General features: G+C 75.7%; 13 protein-coding genes. 10 read left to right on the forward strand and 3 right to left on the reverse strand.

Annotation, left to right across the window (positions count from 1 at the left end):
• Window positions 1–476 precede the first annotated feature (476 nt).
• Window positions 477–1,355 (forward strand): tetratricopeptide repeat protein, encoded by an 879-nt coding sequence (locus AC0B61_RS30275; protein ID WP_471744589.1) that lies wholly within the window; start codon window positions 477–479, stop codon window positions 1,353–1,355.
• An 84-nt stretch (window positions 1,356–1,439) separates the two neighbouring features.
• On the opposite strand, the gene AC0B61_RS30280 is transcribed toward AC0B61_RS30275, so the two are convergent.
• Complete coding sequence (locus AC0B61_RS30280; RefSeq protein WP_471744591.1) at window positions 1,440–2,810, reverse strand: DUF1015 family protein; 1,371 nt, start codon at window positions 2,808–2,810, stop codon at window positions 1,440–1,442.
• 93 nt (window positions 2,811–2,903) lie between these two features.
• Here AC0B61_RS30280 and AC0B61_RS30285 point away from each other — a divergent pair, with 93 nt between their 5' ends.
• Window positions 2,904–3,503 carry a tetratricopeptide repeat protein gene (locus AC0B61_RS30285; protein WP_471744593.1) on the forward strand — a complete coding sequence of 200 codons (600 nt, stop codon included), beginning with the start codon at window positions 2,904–2,906 and terminating at the stop codon, window positions 3,501–3,503.
• Between the two features lie 81 nt (window positions 3,504–3,584).
• Entirely contained in the window at window positions 3,585–4,622 is a 1,038-nt protein-coding gene (locus AC0B61_RS30290) for an HAD-IIA family hydrolase (RefSeq protein ID WP_471744595.1), read from the forward strand.
• A gap of 47 nt (window positions 4,623–4,669) precedes the next feature.
• Here the strand turns inward: AC0B61_RS30290 and AC0B61_RS30295 are convergent, their stop codons facing one another.
• The gene (locus AC0B61_RS30295) at window positions 4,670–5,017 is read right to left on the reverse strand and encodes an SCP2 sterol-binding domain-containing protein (RefSeq protein ID WP_471744597.1); all 348 of its coding nucleotides are present in this window, start codon (window positions 5,015–5,017) and stop codon (window positions 4,670–4,672) included.
• 179 nt (window positions 5,018–5,196) lie between these two features.
• Here AC0B61_RS30295 and AC0B61_RS30300 point away from each other — a divergent pair, with 179 nt between their 5' ends.
• The 4 genes from AC0B61_RS30300 to AC0B61_RS30315 all read left to right on the forward strand — a co-directional run bounded on the left by AC0B61_RS30300 (window position 5,197) and on the right by AC0B61_RS30315 (window position 8,147).
• Complete coding sequence (locus AC0B61_RS30300) at window positions 5,197–6,108, forward strand: hypothetical protein (RefSeq protein ID WP_471744598.1); 912 nt, start codon at window positions 5,197–5,199, stop codon at window positions 6,106–6,108.
• Window positions 6,092–6,316, forward strand: coding sequence for a hypothetical protein (locus tag AC0B61_RS30305; RefSeq protein ID WP_471744599.1), 225 nt, complete (start codon window positions 6,092–6,094; stop codon window positions 6,314–6,316). Before AC0B61_RS30300 ends, AC0B61_RS30305 begins: the two co-directional genes overlap by 17 nt.
• A gap of 27 nt (window positions 6,317–6,343) precedes the next feature.
• Window positions 6,344–7,150: a TlyA family RNA methyltransferase gene (locus AC0B61_RS30310; RefSeq protein ID WP_471744679.1), complete on the forward strand. Its 807-nt coding sequence runs from the start codon at window positions 6,344–6,346 to the stop codon at window positions 7,148–7,150.
• 91 nt (window positions 7,151–7,241) lie between these two features.
• Window positions 7,242–8,147 (forward strand): NAD kinase, encoded by a 906-nt coding sequence (locus AC0B61_RS30315; protein ID WP_471744601.1) that lies wholly within the window; start codon window positions 7,242–7,244, stop codon window positions 8,145–8,147.
• A gap of 49 nt (window positions 8,148–8,196) precedes the next feature.
• Here AC0B61_RS30315 and AC0B61_RS30320 read toward each other — a convergent pair whose 3' ends face one another.
• Window positions 8,197–9,801: an aminotransferase-like domain-containing protein gene (locus AC0B61_RS30320; protein ID WP_471744603.1), complete on the reverse strand. Its 1,605-nt coding sequence runs from the start codon at window positions 9,799–9,801 to the stop codon at window positions 8,197–8,199.
• Between the two features lie 266 nt (window positions 9,802–10,067).
• On the opposite strand from AC0B61_RS30320, the gene yczE reads away from it, so the two are divergent.
• From yczE to AC0B61_RS30335, 3 genes are all read left to right on the forward strand, one after another.
• Window positions 10,068–10,655: a membrane protein YczE gene (gene yczE, locus AC0B61_RS30325; RefSeq protein ID WP_471744681.1), complete on the forward strand. Its 588-nt coding sequence runs from the start codon at window positions 10,068–10,070 to the stop codon at window positions 10,653–10,655.
• A gap of 88 nt (window positions 10,656–10,743) precedes the next feature.
• Window positions 10,744–12,477 (forward strand): DNA repair protein RecN, encoded by a 1,734-nt coding sequence (gene recN, locus AC0B61_RS30330; RefSeq protein WP_471744683.1) that lies wholly within the window; start codon window positions 10,744–10,746, stop codon window positions 12,475–12,477.
• A 168-nt stretch (window positions 12,478–12,645) separates the two neighbouring features.
• Window positions 12,646–13,824, forward strand: coding sequence for a glycosyltransferase family 4 protein (locus AC0B61_RS30335; protein WP_471744605.1), 1,179 nt, complete (start codon window positions 12,646–12,648; stop codon window positions 13,822–13,824).
• The last annotated feature ends 6 nt before the right edge of the window (window positions 13,825–13,830 follow it).

Below are 13,830 nucleotides of genomic sequence, written 5' to 3' on the forward strand. Positions count from 1 at the left end.
ACCGTGGTGGCGACCGTGGCGGGTTCCGTCGCGATGACCGCCCGTCCGGTGGTGGGTTCAACCGTGACCGTGGCGACCGCCCCTCCGGCGGTGGCTTCCGTCGCGACGACCGCCCGAGTGCCTTCCGTCGTGACGACCGTCCCTCCGGTGGTGGGTTCGGTCGTGACCGTGATGACCGTGGTGGCGACCGTGGCGGGTTCCGTCGCGATGACCGCCCGTCCGGTGGTGGGTTCAACCGTGACCGTGGCGACCGCCCCTCCGGCGGTGGCTTCACGCGCGACCGCGGTGACCGTCCCTCTGGTGGCGGCTTCCGCCGCGACGACCGCCCGTCCGGTGACCGTGGCGGCTTCCGCCGTGACGACCGCCGTGACGACGACCGCGGCCGTCGCGACTACGACGACCGCCGGGGCAACTACGAGCCGGTCAAGCGCCTGCCGATTCCGGAGGACGTCACGGGCTTCGAGATCGACGCGGACGTGCGCCAGGAGCTCAAGAGCCTGCCCAAGACCCTCGCGGACGATGTCGCGCGCAACCTGGTGATGGTGGCCCGTCTGCTTGACAGCGAGCCGGAGGAGGCCTACCAGTACTCGCGCGTCGCGCTCCGTCTGGCCTCCCGCGTGCCCGCCGTCCGTGAGGCGGCCGGTTTCGCCTCCTACATGACGCAGCGTTACTCCGAGGCGCTGACCGAGTTCCGCGCCGCACGCCGGATGACCGGCCGGGCGGACCTGTGGCCGGTGATGGCGGACTGCGAGCGCGGTCTGGGCCGTCCGGAGCGGGCGCTGGCGATGGCCGGTGAGCCCGAGGTGAAGCAGCTGGACAAGTCCGGCCAGGTGGAGATGCGCCTGGTGGCGGCCGGTGCCCGCAGCGACATGGAGCAGTTCGACGCCGCCGTGGTGACCCTGCAGAGCCCGGAGCTGGCCTCCAGCACCGTGCACTCGTGGACTGCGCGTCTGCGCTACGCCTACGCCGAGGCGCTGATCGCGGCCGGCCGTGGCGAGGAGGCCCGTGACTGGTTCGCCAAGGCGGCCGAGGCCGACACGGACGGCACCACCAACGCCTCGGAGCGGCTCGCCGAGATCGACGGCGTGGAGTTCACCGACGCGCTCGACCCGGAGGCGGCCGAGGAGGAGTCCGACCAGGCCGAGGCGCCGGCGAAGAAGCGCGGCGGCGACGTCTCCGACGACCGCGTGATCTTCGAGGACGAGGAGGACGTCGAGGAGTACTACGACGAGGACGACCTCGAGATCGACGAGGAGTTCGACGGCGTGGTGCCCGGACGGCCCCGGAACGGCGCCAAGGCTGAAGCCGACAAGGCGGACCAGGCCGACAAGGCCGAGGGCGACGACGCCAGCTGAGCGACCGCAACGCCGTGAGGCCCTGCCGTTCCCCCGGAAGTCCGGGAACGGCAGGGCCTCACGGCGTCCGGGCCGGTGGCGGGATCAGCCCAGCGCGAGATTGCGCAGCACCAGCCCGGTGGCCGGCTTCGGCCCGAAGGACGTGGACTTACGAGGCATCGTGACGCCCTGTTCGGCCAGCCGCCGGACCACGCTCTCCCGGACCGGGTGCAGCAGGACGGCGGTGCCGCCCGCGCGGGCGGCCTCCCGTTCGGCGGCCGCGGCGGTGTGCAGGTAGCCGATGTCGTCCGGGCCGTCGGGGATGCGCCAGGTGTGGTCGAGCAGGGTGGCGTGCAGGACGGTGGCGTCCAGGTGGCGCCACTCCTCGGGCCGGTCACGCGGCACGGTCGCGTCCAGCAGGGCCTCGTCGGGCTCGCCGACGAGCCAGTAAGAGCCGTCGCCGCCGGTCAGGACGAAGCCGTTGCCGCCATGCCGCTTCTGCTCGGCGAGGGCCTGGAGGGCGGCGGGCAGCGGCCCGGGGACCTCCTTGACCTTCCAGCGGTCGCCGAGCTTCTCCAGCGCCTCGGCCACCGGCAGCCGGTAGAGCACGCGGTGGATGGCGCGGACCCGCAGCGGGTAGCGGGCGGTGTCCACCAGGAGCACCATGCCGCGGTCCCACGGGCTGCGCGGCAGGTGGCGGTGCTCGCGCTGGAGGCGCAGGTACATCTCCCAGCGGTGGTGGCCGTCGGCGATCAGGGCCCGGCAGGTGGCGAGGTCGCGGCCGATCTCGGCGATGTCGGCCGGGCCGGTGACGGCCCACAGCCGGTGGTGGGTGCCGTCGCTGGTGGCGGTGGCGAGCAGCGGCTCGCCCTCGACCGTCCGCTCGATCACGCCGGCGGCGCCGCCGTTGCCGCGGTAGGTGAGCAGCAGCGGTTCCAGGTTGGCCCGGGTGGTGCGCATCAGGCCGACCCGGTCGGCGACCGGCCGCGGCATCACGTCCTCGTGGGGGAGCACGACGCCGGTCTCGGGGCCGCTGATCGCGAGGGCGCCGATCAGGCCGCGCTGGACCAGCTCGGGGGAGTCGGCGGTGGCGGGCACCCGCTGCTCGTAGACGTAGATCGCCGGGGCCGGGTCGGCGGCGAGGATCCCCTCGCGCTGCCAGGCGGCCAGCAGACGGGCGGCGTGCCGGTACCGGGTGTCCCGGTCGGGGCGGTCGCCGGCGTCCTCGGGCTCGGGCCGGGGCAGGATCAGCCGGACCACGTTGTGCGGATCGCCGGTCTCCAGGTCGAGCCGGCGGCCCGGGTCGACGACGTCGTACGGCGGGGACATCACCGCGGCCAGGGCGCCGACCCGGTCGGGGACGTAGCGCAGGCCGCGGAAGGGGGACAGGGACAGGCCGGCGGTGGCGACGTGACCGGGATCGCCGGGGCCGCCCTCGGGAGTCTCGACTCCGTCTTCTGCACTGGGTGTGCTCATTCTGGGCATCGTAATCGGGTACGCGTTGTTGAGAGATCGGAACACCCGTGCCGGCTCGTGGGGGCGGGTGGGCGACCGAGGGCGAGGTACGGCATGGACGACGGGCAGGAACGGATGGACGGCGGCGGCCCCGGCGGCGCGGGCGGTCCGGCCGCTGTCACCGGCGGCGCCGCCCCGGCCGGCGGCGCACCGACCGGCGGGATCCCGGCGCAGAGCCGGTCCGGGGAGCCCGCAGGAGAGGTGTACGACTGGTTCCGCCGGGGCGCGCAGCTGTTGGCGCAGGGGCACCCGGCGGCCGCCGAACAGCTGCTGTCCCGGGCGGCGGCGGCCGAGCCGCACTCGCGCAGCATCCGGGAGGCGCTGGCCCGGGCACAGTTCGACGCCGGTTCGTACGAGGCGGCGCTGGAGAACTTCCGGGCCGTGGCGCTGGCCGATCCGGCGGACGACTACGCTCAGTTCGGGTGGGGGGTCGCGGCGGCCCGGCTGGGCGACTTCGAGACGTCCGCCGAGCACCTGGCCCTGGCCGTGGCGATGCGGCCGGGGACCGACCACTACCGGGAGGCGCTGCGGCAGACCCGGGCGACGCTGGCGGCCCGCGCCGGGGCGTACGGCCCGCTGCTGCCCGGGGCGCCCGGGCACCTGGCGCCCCCACCCGGTACCGAGCCGCTGCCTGGTGCCGACGGCGACGCCTGACCGGCCTACGGCCCGGCAGTGCCCCGCGGCAGGTCGGTGCACGACCTGACGGACGAACGTAGCGAATGAGGTAGCTCAGCCATGACCGAGACGGCCACCCCCGTGCGACGCACCGCCCCCGGCGGCAGTGAGCGCCCGCTCACCGAGGCGTACGACACCGCGCTGCTGGACCTGGACGGCGTGGTCTACGCCGGCGACCACGCGATCGACCACGCGGCGGCCGCGCTGGACACCGCCCGGACGGCCGGAATGCGGCTCGCGTACGTGACCAACAACGCCTCCCGCCCGCCGCGCGTGGTGGCCGAGCACCTGACCGAGCTGGGCGTGCCGGCCGAGCCGACGGATGTGATCAACTCGGCCCAGGCGGCCGCCCGACTGATCGCCGAGAAGGTACCGGCCGGAGCGAAGGTGCTGGTCGTGGGCGGTCTCGGGCTGGAGGAGGCGCTGGCCGAGCGGGGCCTGGTCGCGGTCCGCTCGCTGGCCGACGGGCCGGTTGCGGTGGTCCAGGGCTTCGACCCCTCGGTGGGCTGGGCGGACCTCGCGGAGGCCTCGTACGCCGTGCAGAGCGGGCTGCCGTGGGTGGCGTCCAACCTGGACCTGACGGTGCCGCGGGCCCGTGGCATCGCGCCCGGCAACGGCACGCTGGTCGCGGCGGTGCGGGCGGCCACCGGGGTGGAGCCGGAGGTGGCGGGCAAGCCGCTGCCGCCGATGCACCGGGAGACCGTGCTGCGCACCGGCGCCAAGCGGCCGCTGGTGGTCGGGGACCGGCTGGACACCGACATCGAGGGCGCGTTCAACGGCGGGGTGGACAGCCTGCTGGTCTTCACCGGCGTGACCACCCCGGAACTGCTGCTGGCGGCCCCGGTCGAGCACCGGCCGACCTACCTGGCCGCCGACCTGCGCGGACTGCTGGTGCCGCACGCGGCGGTGACGGCCGAAGGCGACGGCTTCACCTGCGGAGGCTGGGCTGCGCGGGCCGAGGGCGGCGTGCTGCGGCTGACCGGGGCCGGTGACCGCTGGGACGGCCTGCGAGCGCTGTGCGCGGCGGCGTGGACGGCGCTGGACGCCGACGGCGCGTCGGTGGACGGCCGGAAGGCGCTGGCCGAGCTGGGCTTCTGAGCGTCCGGGGCTGTCAAGAGCCGCCGCCGAGGGGGCGTCGGCCGGGTTCAGAGCAGGGTGCGCAGCCGCAGCAGATCGCGGAAGCCCGCCTCCAGCCGGACCCGGCCGCCCGCCCAGGCGGACGCGAAGTTCAGCCGCCCGTCGACCAGGGCGACCAGGTCGTCGCTGCGCATGGTGAGCCGGATCTCCGCCTTCGCGGTCGGCCCACCCGGGGCGACGACCAGGTCCTGGATCCGGCCGTCCCGCAGCTGCCCGGTGAAGGTCAGGTCGAGGTCGGTGATCCGGCAGCTGACCGAGCGGTCCATGGCCGCGGCCGTCCGGACGTCGCCGGTGGACTTCGTCATGTTCCGGCTGAGCTGCTCCAGCGCCTCTCGGCACTCCTCGGCGTTCGCCATGGGCGGCTGCTCCCTCCCCTGGTCGCTGCGGTGCTGACTGCGGGCCACGGTACCTCAGGCGGGTTTTGGCGGTAGCGTCGTCGGTGGGGTGCCCGGCACGGCCCGGGTACTGACGGCGACGGCGCGACGCGCGTAGGCGATTGGGAGGCACCCGGATGCTGCCGAGGACGGTTCAGGGAGTGGTGGAGACCGCCGCCGGGGTGGTCGAGGAGGTCGGCAAGCGGGTCGTCGGGACGGCGGCCGTGATCCTGGAGAAGGCCGGGGTCGACGTCGCCGAGGTCGAGCGCCGGCTGGGCGGCCAGTTCCCGCCGTCGGCGAAGACGCTGCAGACCATGGCCGAGGAGGCGTTCACCGCCGGGCGGGCCGGGATGGACCTGGCGGTCGGGGTGGCCCGCAACGAGGCGGAGAAGGTCTTCGAGAGGGTCGGCGACCAGGTCACCAAGGTCGGCGTGGTGCTGGCCTACCTGGAGGCCAAGCTGCGTGAGGTCGAGGAGGAGGCTCCGGCGGGGCAGCCCGAGGAGGGTGCGTACGGTGCCCAGGAGCCGGTGCCGGCGCCGCGGGCGGACGACCTGTTCGGGCGCGGCTGGGAGTTCGAGGACGAGCCCTCGACGGGCCGGACGACCGGGGAGCCGATAGTCGCCGAGCGGGTGGAGGTCGACGAGCCGGTCGAGGTCGACCCCCCGATCCCGTCGGTCGCCGCGGTGCCGCCGGTTCCGCCGGTTTCCCCGGCCGTGCAGGAGGAGCCGGCGGTGACCGGGAAGCCCGCCGCGAAGAAGACCACGGAGGGGAAGCCGACCGCGAAGAAGGCGACCGCGAACAAGGCCGCGGCCAAGAAGGCGCCCGCCAAGCGGACGGCCGCGAAGAAGACCGCCGCGACGACCGCGGCCCCGAGCGCCGCGAAGAAGACGACCGCGAAGAAGACGACCGCCAGGAAGACGACGACCGTCAAGAAGACCGCCACCGCGAAGCCGGCCGCCGCACAGCCCAAGGCGCCCGCACCGCCCGAGGCGCCCGCGAAGCGCACGGCGACCAAGCGGACCACCGTCCGCAAGGCCACCAGCACGAAGAAGCCCGATGTCCGGGACGAGTGAACCGGGCGGTCCGTTCGACGCGACCGCGCCGGCCCCGCAGGTGGGCCCGCTCGGCGTCGAGCCGGTGCCCACCGGCCACCCCGCGGTGGACGCCGGGCTGGCCCGGCTGGAGGCCCTGGACGGGGCCCCGGCGGAGGCGCACGTCGCGGTGTACGAAGATGTTCACCAGCGGTTGGCCGACACGCTGGCCGCGCTTGACCAGGAATGACCCGTAGGAGCTGAAACCCCAGTGGCAGTGGCACGACGCCGACTCGACGCGGAGCTGGTCCGCCGCAAGCTGGCCCGGTCGCGCGAGCACGCGTCCGAGCTGATCGCGGCCGGCCGGGTGACCGTCGGCGGCACCACCGCGAGCAAGCCGGCCACCCAGGTGGAGACCTCGGCGGCGGTCGTGGTGGCCAAGGACGAGAACGACCCCGACTACGTCTCGCGCGGCGGGCACAAGCTCGCCGGGGCGTTCGCGGCCTTCGTGCCGCAGGGCCTGGTGGTCGAGGGCCGCCGGGCGCTGGACGCGGGCGCGTCCACCGGCGGCTTCACCGACGTGCTGCTGCGCGCCGGGGCGGCTCACGTGCTGGCGGTGGACGTCGGCTACGGGCAGCTCGCCTGGTCGCTGCAGAGCGACGAGCGGGTCACCGTGATGGACCGCACCAATGTGCGCGAGCTGACCCGGGACCTGATCGGCGGCACCCCGGTGGACCTGGTGGTGGGCGACCTGTCGTTCATCTCGCTGGGCCTGGTGCTCCCGGCCCTGGCGTCCTGCGCGGCCGAGGACGCGGACCTGGTGCTGATGGTCAAACCGCAGTTCGAGATCGGCAAGGACCGCCTCGGCAGCGGCGGGGTGGTGCGCAGCCCGCAGCTGCGCGCCGAGATGGTGCGCCAGGTGGCCGGACAGGCTTGGGAGCTCGGGCTGGGCGTGCGCGCCGTGACCGCGAGTCCCCTGCCGGGACCGTCCGGCAACGTGGAGTACTTCCTCTGGCTGCGCCGCGACGCCCCGCGGCTGGACCCGGCGGAGGCGGACCGGGCCGTGGTGGAGGGGCCCCGGTAGGGTGCTCTGCGGACGTCCGGCCCGTCATGCTGAATGGCGGCCGCACCGGGGCGGAGGGCGACCCGGCCGGCGTTAGGGAGAGGGCAGCGGCATGAGCGACGAAGCACGTACGGTCTTCCTGATCGCGCACACCGGCCGGGAGGCGGCGCTGCGCAGCGTCGAGGGCCTGGTGCACGGCCTGCTGAAGGCGGGGCTGCGGATCAGACTGCTGGCGGCCGAGGCGGCCGACCTGGACCTGCCCGGCGGCGTCGAGCGGGTGGGCGAGGGCCCCGGGGCGGCGGACGGCTGCGAGCTGATCCTGGTGGCCGGCGGGGACGGGACACTGCTGCGCGGGGCGGAGCTGGCGCGCTCGCACGGGCTGCCGATGCTCGGGATCAACCTGGGCCGGGTGGGCTTCCTCGCCGAGGCCGAGCGGGACGACCTGGCCGTGGTGGTCGAGCGGGTGGTCGACGCCGACTACGAGGTCGAGGAGCGGATGACGCTCGACGTCATCGTCCGCACCAACGGCGACGTGGTGCACCAGGACTGGGCGCTGAACGAGGCGTCGATCGAGAAGGCGTCCCGGGAGCGGATGCTGGAGGTGGTGACCGAGGTGGACGGCCGCCCGGTCTCCAACTTCGGCTGCGACGGCGTGGTGTGCGCGACGCCGACCGGCTCCACCGCGTACGCGTTCTCGGGCGGCGGGCCGGTGGTGTGGCCGGAGGTCGAGGCGCTGCTGATGGTGCCGATCTCGGCGCACGCCCTGTTCGCCCGGCCGCTGGTGACCTCGCCCGAGTCGGTGCTGGCCGTCGAGGTGCAGCCGAAGACCCCGCACGGCGTGCTCTGGTGCGACGGGCGGCGCTCGGTCGAACTGCCCGCCGGGGCACGGGTGGAGGTCCGCCGGGGCCGGACCCCGGTGCGGCTGGCCAGACTGCACCGGGCACCGTTCACCGACCGGCTGGTGGCCAAGTTCGCGCTGCCGGTGACGGGTTGGCGGGGCCGGGCGGACCACCACTAGCCCGGGCCATCACGAGCCCGGGCCACCAGGCCCGGTGGTCTGCCGACCGTCAGACCGCCAGCGGTTGCGCCCCGTCGGCCGCGCCGAGCCGGCCGCCGGCCGCCGCGCGGGCGGCCAGCGCGGCGAGGCGTTCGACGGCGGCGGGGACGGTCGCGGCGGGCACGGTGAGCGGTATCCGGATGTGGTGCTCGAAGGCGCCGTCCGAGCCGAACCGGTTGCCCGAGGCGATCCGCACCCCGTCGTGCTCGCCGGCGTGGGCCAGTGCCGCGCCGGACAGGCCGCCGGTGGAGACCCAGAGCGAGAGCCCGCCGGACGGCATCGGGAAGCTCCAGCCGGGCAGGTGCGCGGGCAGCGCGGCGGCGAAGGCCTGAGCGGTGACCCGCAGCCGGGCCAGCTGGTGCGCCCGTACGGCGGGCAGGGGTGCGCCCAGCAGCTCGGCAGCGATCAGCTGGTCCAGCACCGGGGTGCCGACGTCGCTGTAGACCCGCTCGCTCGCCAGTCGGCGCACCAGTGCGGGGGCGGCCCGGACCCAGCCGATCCGCAGGCCGCCCCAGAGCAGCTTGCCGGCCGAGCCGACGGTGACCACCTGGGCGGACCGGTCCAGCGCCGCCATCGGCCGCGGCAGCGGCGTGGACTCCGGTACGCCCCAGTCGAGTTCGGCGGTGGTCTCGTCCACCAGCACGATGCTCCCGGCGGCCCGCGCGGCGGCCAGCAGCTCGCGGCGCTGCTCCTCGTCGATCAGCGCGCCGGTCGGATTGTGGAAGTCCGGGATCACGTAGGCGAGCTTGGGCGCGGCGCCGCGCAGCACCCGCTGCCACTCCTCCCGGTCCCACCGCGGCTCCGGGGTCCGTGAACCGTCGGCTCGCCTCCCGGTGCTGGGCGCCGGTGCCGACGGCCGTCCGCCCGACACCGGCACCGACACCGGCACCGGTACGGCCTTCGGCCCGGAGCGGTACGCATACGGCACCGGGACCAGGCGCGCGCCGGTGAGCCGCAGCGCCTGCAGGGTGTGCGCGTAGCTGGGGGCCTCGACGGCGACCCGGTCGCCGCGGCCGACGAGCGCCTGCTGGACCAGGTGCAGGCCGCCCATCGCACCCGTGGTGACCAGGATCTGGTCGGGGGTGGTGGGCAGTCCGCGCTCGGTGTAGCGGCGGGCGACGGCCTCGCGCAGCACCGGGACTCCGGTGGGGTAGTGGCCGTGCCCGGAGGCGTAGTAGGGCAGTTGCTCGACGGCCCGGGCGGCGGCGTCGCCGAGCCAGGGCTGCGGGGCGGGCAGGGCGGCGACGCCGAGGTCCAGGGTGCGGCCCTGCTCGTCCGGCGGGACGGGGTGCAGGGCGTCGCCGGGCGGCGGGGCGCCCTCGGGCAGGGCGGTCCAGCTGCCCGCGCCGCGCCGGCTGCGCAGGTAGCCGTCGCCGCGCAGCGCCTCGTACGCGGTGGCGACGGTGGTGCGGCTCAGCTCCAGGGCGGCGGCCAGTTCGCGTTCGGCCGGCAGCCGGGCGCCGACCGGCAGCCGGCCCTCGGTGACCAGCAGCCGGATCTGCCCGGCGAGGGTGCGGTAGGCGGGGCGGCGGGCGGTGGCCGGTTCGGGGAGCCGGGCGGTGGCGAGCAGCCGGGCCAGCGCTTGCGGGGTGACGGTGGTGTGCCAGTCGGCCATGGCGATCAGTCCACTTGCTCGGGATTGGCCCTGGAGCGGGCCGTTTTGGCCCGGCCATCATGACAGGGCGGCCGTACCGTCCGCCACCGCCGGGCCGACCGGAGGTGCAGCACACCGCAGGAGCACCATTGGCCACCACGACCACGACCACGCCCGCACCGACCACGCCCGCGCCGTACACCACCACACCGGCCACCACCCCGACCCCCGCCCCGGCCACGTTCGCCGTCCGGTTCCTCGGCGACACCCACGGCCTCGGCCGCCGGATCCCGCAGCTGTTCGCCGGCCTGGCCCTGTACGGCGCGAGCATGGCGCTGATGCTCCGCTCCGGACTCGGCCTGGACCCGTGGGACGTCCTGCACCAGGGCCTGCAGCGCAGCATCGGCCTCTCGGTCGGCGCCTGGGTGACCATCTGCGGCGCCCTGGTCCTGCTGCTGTGGATACCGCTGCGCCAGCGCCCCGGCCTGGGCACCGTCGCCAACGTGCTGGTGATCGGGGCCGCGATGGACCTCACCCTGCGGATCGTCGGCGACCTGGGGGCGCTGCCCGTCCGGATCGCCGGGGCGGCCGCCGCGATCGTGCTCAACGGCCTGGCCGGCGGGCTCTACATCGGCGCCCGCCTCGGCCCCGGCCCGCGCGACGGCCTGATGACCGGCCTGCACCGACGCACCGGCCGCTCGCTGCGGCTGATCCGCACCGGGCTGGAGGTGACGGTGCTGGCCGCCGGACTGCTGCTCGGCGGCAGCGCGGGGATCGGCACCGTCGCGTACGCGCTGGCCATCGGCCCGCTGGTGCAGTTCTTCCTGCCCTGGTGCACCGCGCCGACGCCCCCGCGAAACCCCCGGAAGGGATGAAACTCGGGGCACGGAGTTGCCGCGCGCCGTTGCCGCTCGTCGCGCGCCGGGGGCGGAACCTCGTAAGGTCGTCTCCGTGTTGGACGAGATGCGGATACGGGATCTAGGGGTCATCGACGACGCGGTGGTCGAACTCGCCCCCGGCTTCACCGCCGTGACGGGTGAGACCGGCGCCGGCAAGACCATGGTCGTCACCAGCCTCGGCCTGCTGCTCGGCGGCCGCGCCGACCCGGGCCTGGTGCGCAACGGCGCCGGCCGGGCCGTCGTCGAGGGGCGGCTGCAATTGCCCGCCGACTCCTCGGTGGCGGCCCGCGCCGTCGAGGCCGGGGCCGAACTGGACGACGGAGCCCTGCTGATCAGCCGGACCGTCTCCGCCGAGGGGCGCTCCCGCGCGTACGTCGGCGGCCGGGCCGTCCCGGTCGGGCTGCTCGCCGAACTCGGCGAGGACCTGGTCGCCGTGCACGGCCAGACCGACCAGCAGCGCCTGCTGCGCCCGGCCCGCCAGCGCGGCGCGCTGGACCGGTACGCGGGCGAGGCGGTGGCCGAGCCGCTGGCCCGCTACCGCGAGACCTACCGCGCCCTGCGCGAGGTCTCGGCGACGCTGGAGGAGCTGACCACCCGGGCCCGCGAACGCGCCCAGGAGGCAGACCTGCTGCGCTTCGGCCTGGACGAGATCGCCGCCGCCGAGCCGACGGCCGGCGAGGACGTCGAGCTCTCCGCCGAGGCCGAACGCCTCGGCCACGCCGACGCCCTGTCCTCCGCCGCGACCCTCGCGCACGCCGCCCTGGCCGGTGACCCGGCCGACCCGGAGGCGCTGGACGCCGGCACCCTGCTCGCGCAGTCCCGCCGCGCCCTGGACGCCGTGCGCCACCACGACGAGCGCCTGGCCGCCCTCGCCGACCGGCTGAACGAGGTCGGCTACCTGCTCGCCGACGTGGCCGGCGACCTGGCCGGCTACGCGGACGACCTGGACGCCGACCCGGTGCGCCTGGCCGCCGTCGAGGACCGCCGGGCCGTGCTGGCCCAACTGCTGCGCAAGTACGGCGGCGCGCAGAACACCCTCGCCGAGGTGCTCGCCTGGGCCGAGGCCGGCGCCGCCCGGCTCGCCGAACTCGACGGCGACGACGACCGGATCGACCAGCTGGGCGCCCGGGAGACCGAGCTGCGGACCGAACTGGCCGAGCTCGCGGCCGAGGTGTCGGCCGCCCGGCAGGCCGCGGCCGGGCAGTTCGCCGAGGCCGTCTCCGCCGAACTCGCCGAACTGGCCATGCCGCACGCCCGGGTGACCTTCTCGATCAGCCAGGTCGACGACCTGTCCGGGATCGAGGTAGACGGCCGCACCGTCGCCTACGGCCCGCACGGCGTGGACGAGGTCGAGGTGCTGCTCGCCCCGCACCCCGGCGCCCAACCCCGTCCGATCGCCAAGGGCGCCTCCGGCGGTGAGCTGTCCCGGGTGATGCTCGCCGTCGAGGTGGTCTTCGCGGGCGCCGACCCCGTGCCGACCTACCTGTTCGACGAGGTGGACGCCGGCGTGGGAGGCAAGGCCGCGGTCGAGATCGGCCGCCGGCTGGCCAAACTGGCCGAATCCGCCCAGGTCGTGGTGGTCACCCACCTCCCGCAGGTGGCCGCGTTCGCCGACCGCCACCTGGTGGTGGAGAAGACCAACGACGGCACCGTGACCCGCAGCGGCGTCAAGGTGCTGAACGACGAGGAACGGGTGCGCGAACTCTCCCGGATGCTGGCCGGCCTGGAGGACTCGGAGCTGGGCCGGGCCCACGCCGAGGAGCTGCTGGCCGCCGCCCGAGCCCCCCGCCACCGCTAGCCGGCACCGGCGGCCCCCGGGGACCTTCGGCGACGCGCCCCGGGTGCCGCCGACTGTCCAAGAGGGCCGCCGACCTGGCATGGTGGCGGCTGGACACTGGCTTCCCAGCCCCGAGCGCCGCGAGGCGGGCAATCCTCGCGAAGCGGCGCGCGAACCTGATCGAGTCGGATGCGAGACGACGTGGACCATTCCGCCGCCCGTGCCACCGCGGCCGCCCCGGAACCGGGGCAGCTGCACGTGGTGCTCGTCCTGGCCGCCAGTACCGGCGGCATCGGTGCGCACGTGCGCTCCCTGGCCCAGGGCCTGGTCGCACACGGGGTGACCGTCACGGTCTGCGCGCCGGCCGGCACGGACGCGCTGTTCGGCTTCTCCCGGACGGGCGCCAGGGTCCATCCCGTCGACATCACCCCCACCGCGGGCGCCCGCAGCGACGCAACCGCGATCGGCGAGCTGCGCCGGGCCTTCACCGGCGCCGACGTGGTGCACGCCCACGGGCTGCGCGCCGGGCTGCTCGCCGACCTCGCGCTGCGCACCGCCGGCCGCTTCCCGGGCCTGCGCCCGGAGACCCCGCTGGTGGTCACCTCGCACCACGCGCTGCTGGCCACCGGCATGGAACGTCGGCTGCAGCGGCTGATGGAGCGCCGGGTGGCGCGCGCCGCCGACCTCGTCCTCGGCGCCTCCTCGGACCTGGTCGCCCGGGCCCGCGAACTGGGCGCCAGCGACGCCCGGCTGGGCCCGGTGGCCGCCCCGCCGATGCCCGAGGGCCGGCTCGACCGGGCCGAGGCGCGCGCCGCGCTGCTCGGCGACGGGCCCGACCGCCCGGTGGTGCTGGCGGTCGGCCGGCTCGTCCCGCAGAAGGCCTTCGGGCTGCTGCTGGACGCCACCCGGGAGCTGTCCGCGCTGGACCCGGAGCCGCTGGTGCTGCTCGCCGGGGACGGCCCGGAGGCGGGCGCGCTGCGCGAGCGGGTGGCCGCCGAGAAGCTGCCGGTGCGGCTGCTCGGCTACCGCACCGACGTGCCCGACCTGCTGGCCGCCGCCGACGTGGTGGTGGTCTCCAGCCGGTGGGAGGCCCGCTCGCTGGTGGTGCAGGAGGCGATGCGGGCCGGCGTGCCGGTGGTCGCCACCGCCGTCGGCGGCATCCCCGAACTGGTCGGCGACGCCGCCGTGCTGGTGGCCTCCGGCGACCCGGCCGCGATCGGCGGCGCGGTGCGCGGACTGCTGTCCGACCCGGCCCGCCGGGAGCGGCTGGCGGCGGCCGGCCGGCAGCAGGCCGAGACCTGGCCGGACGAGGCCGCCACCGTCGCCCAGGTGCTCAGCACCTACGACGAGCTGGTCCAGCGCGGCTGACCGGCC

The sequence above is a fragment of the Kitasatospora sp. NPDC023385 genome (assembly GCF_055664045.1).

Bases quoted from the DNA above. Each gene is read 5' to 3' on its own strand.
- AC0B61_RS30320 (WP_471744603.1), bottom strand. From the start codon at position 9,801: ATGGCCGACTGGCACACCACCGTCACCCCGCAAGCGCTGGCCCGGCTG.
- AC0B61_RS30335 (WP_471744605.1), top strand. From the start codon at position 12,646: ATGCGAGACGACGTGGACCATTCCGCCGCCCGTGCCACCGCGGCCGCC.
- AC0B61_RS30280 (WP_471744591.1), bottom strand. From the start codon at position 2,810: ATGAGCACACCCAGTGCAGAAGACGGAGTCGAGACTCCCGAGGGCGGC.
- AC0B61_RS30285 (WP_471744593.1), top strand. From the start codon at position 2,904: ATGGACGACGGGCAGGAACGGATGGACGGCGGCGGCCCCGGCGGCGCG.
- AC0B61_RS30305 (WP_471744599.1), top strand. From the start codon at position 6,092: ATGTCCGGGACGAGTGAACCGGGCGGTCCGTTCGACGCGACCGCGCCG.
- recN (WP_471744683.1), top strand. From the start codon at position 10,744: ATGCGGATACGGGATCTAGGGGTCATCGACGACGCGGTGGTCGAACTC.
- AC0B61_RS30295 (WP_471744597.1), bottom strand. From the start codon at position 5,017: ATGGCGAACGCCGAGGAGTGCCGAGAGGCGCTGGAGCAGCTCAGCCGG.
- AC0B61_RS30290 (WP_471744595.1), top strand. From the start codon at position 3,585: ATGACCGAGACGGCCACCCCCGTGCGACGCACCGCCCCCGGCGGCAGT.
- AC0B61_RS30315 (WP_471744601.1), top strand. From the start codon at position 7,242: ATGAGCGACGAAGCACGTACGGTCTTCCTGATCGCGCACACCGGCCGG.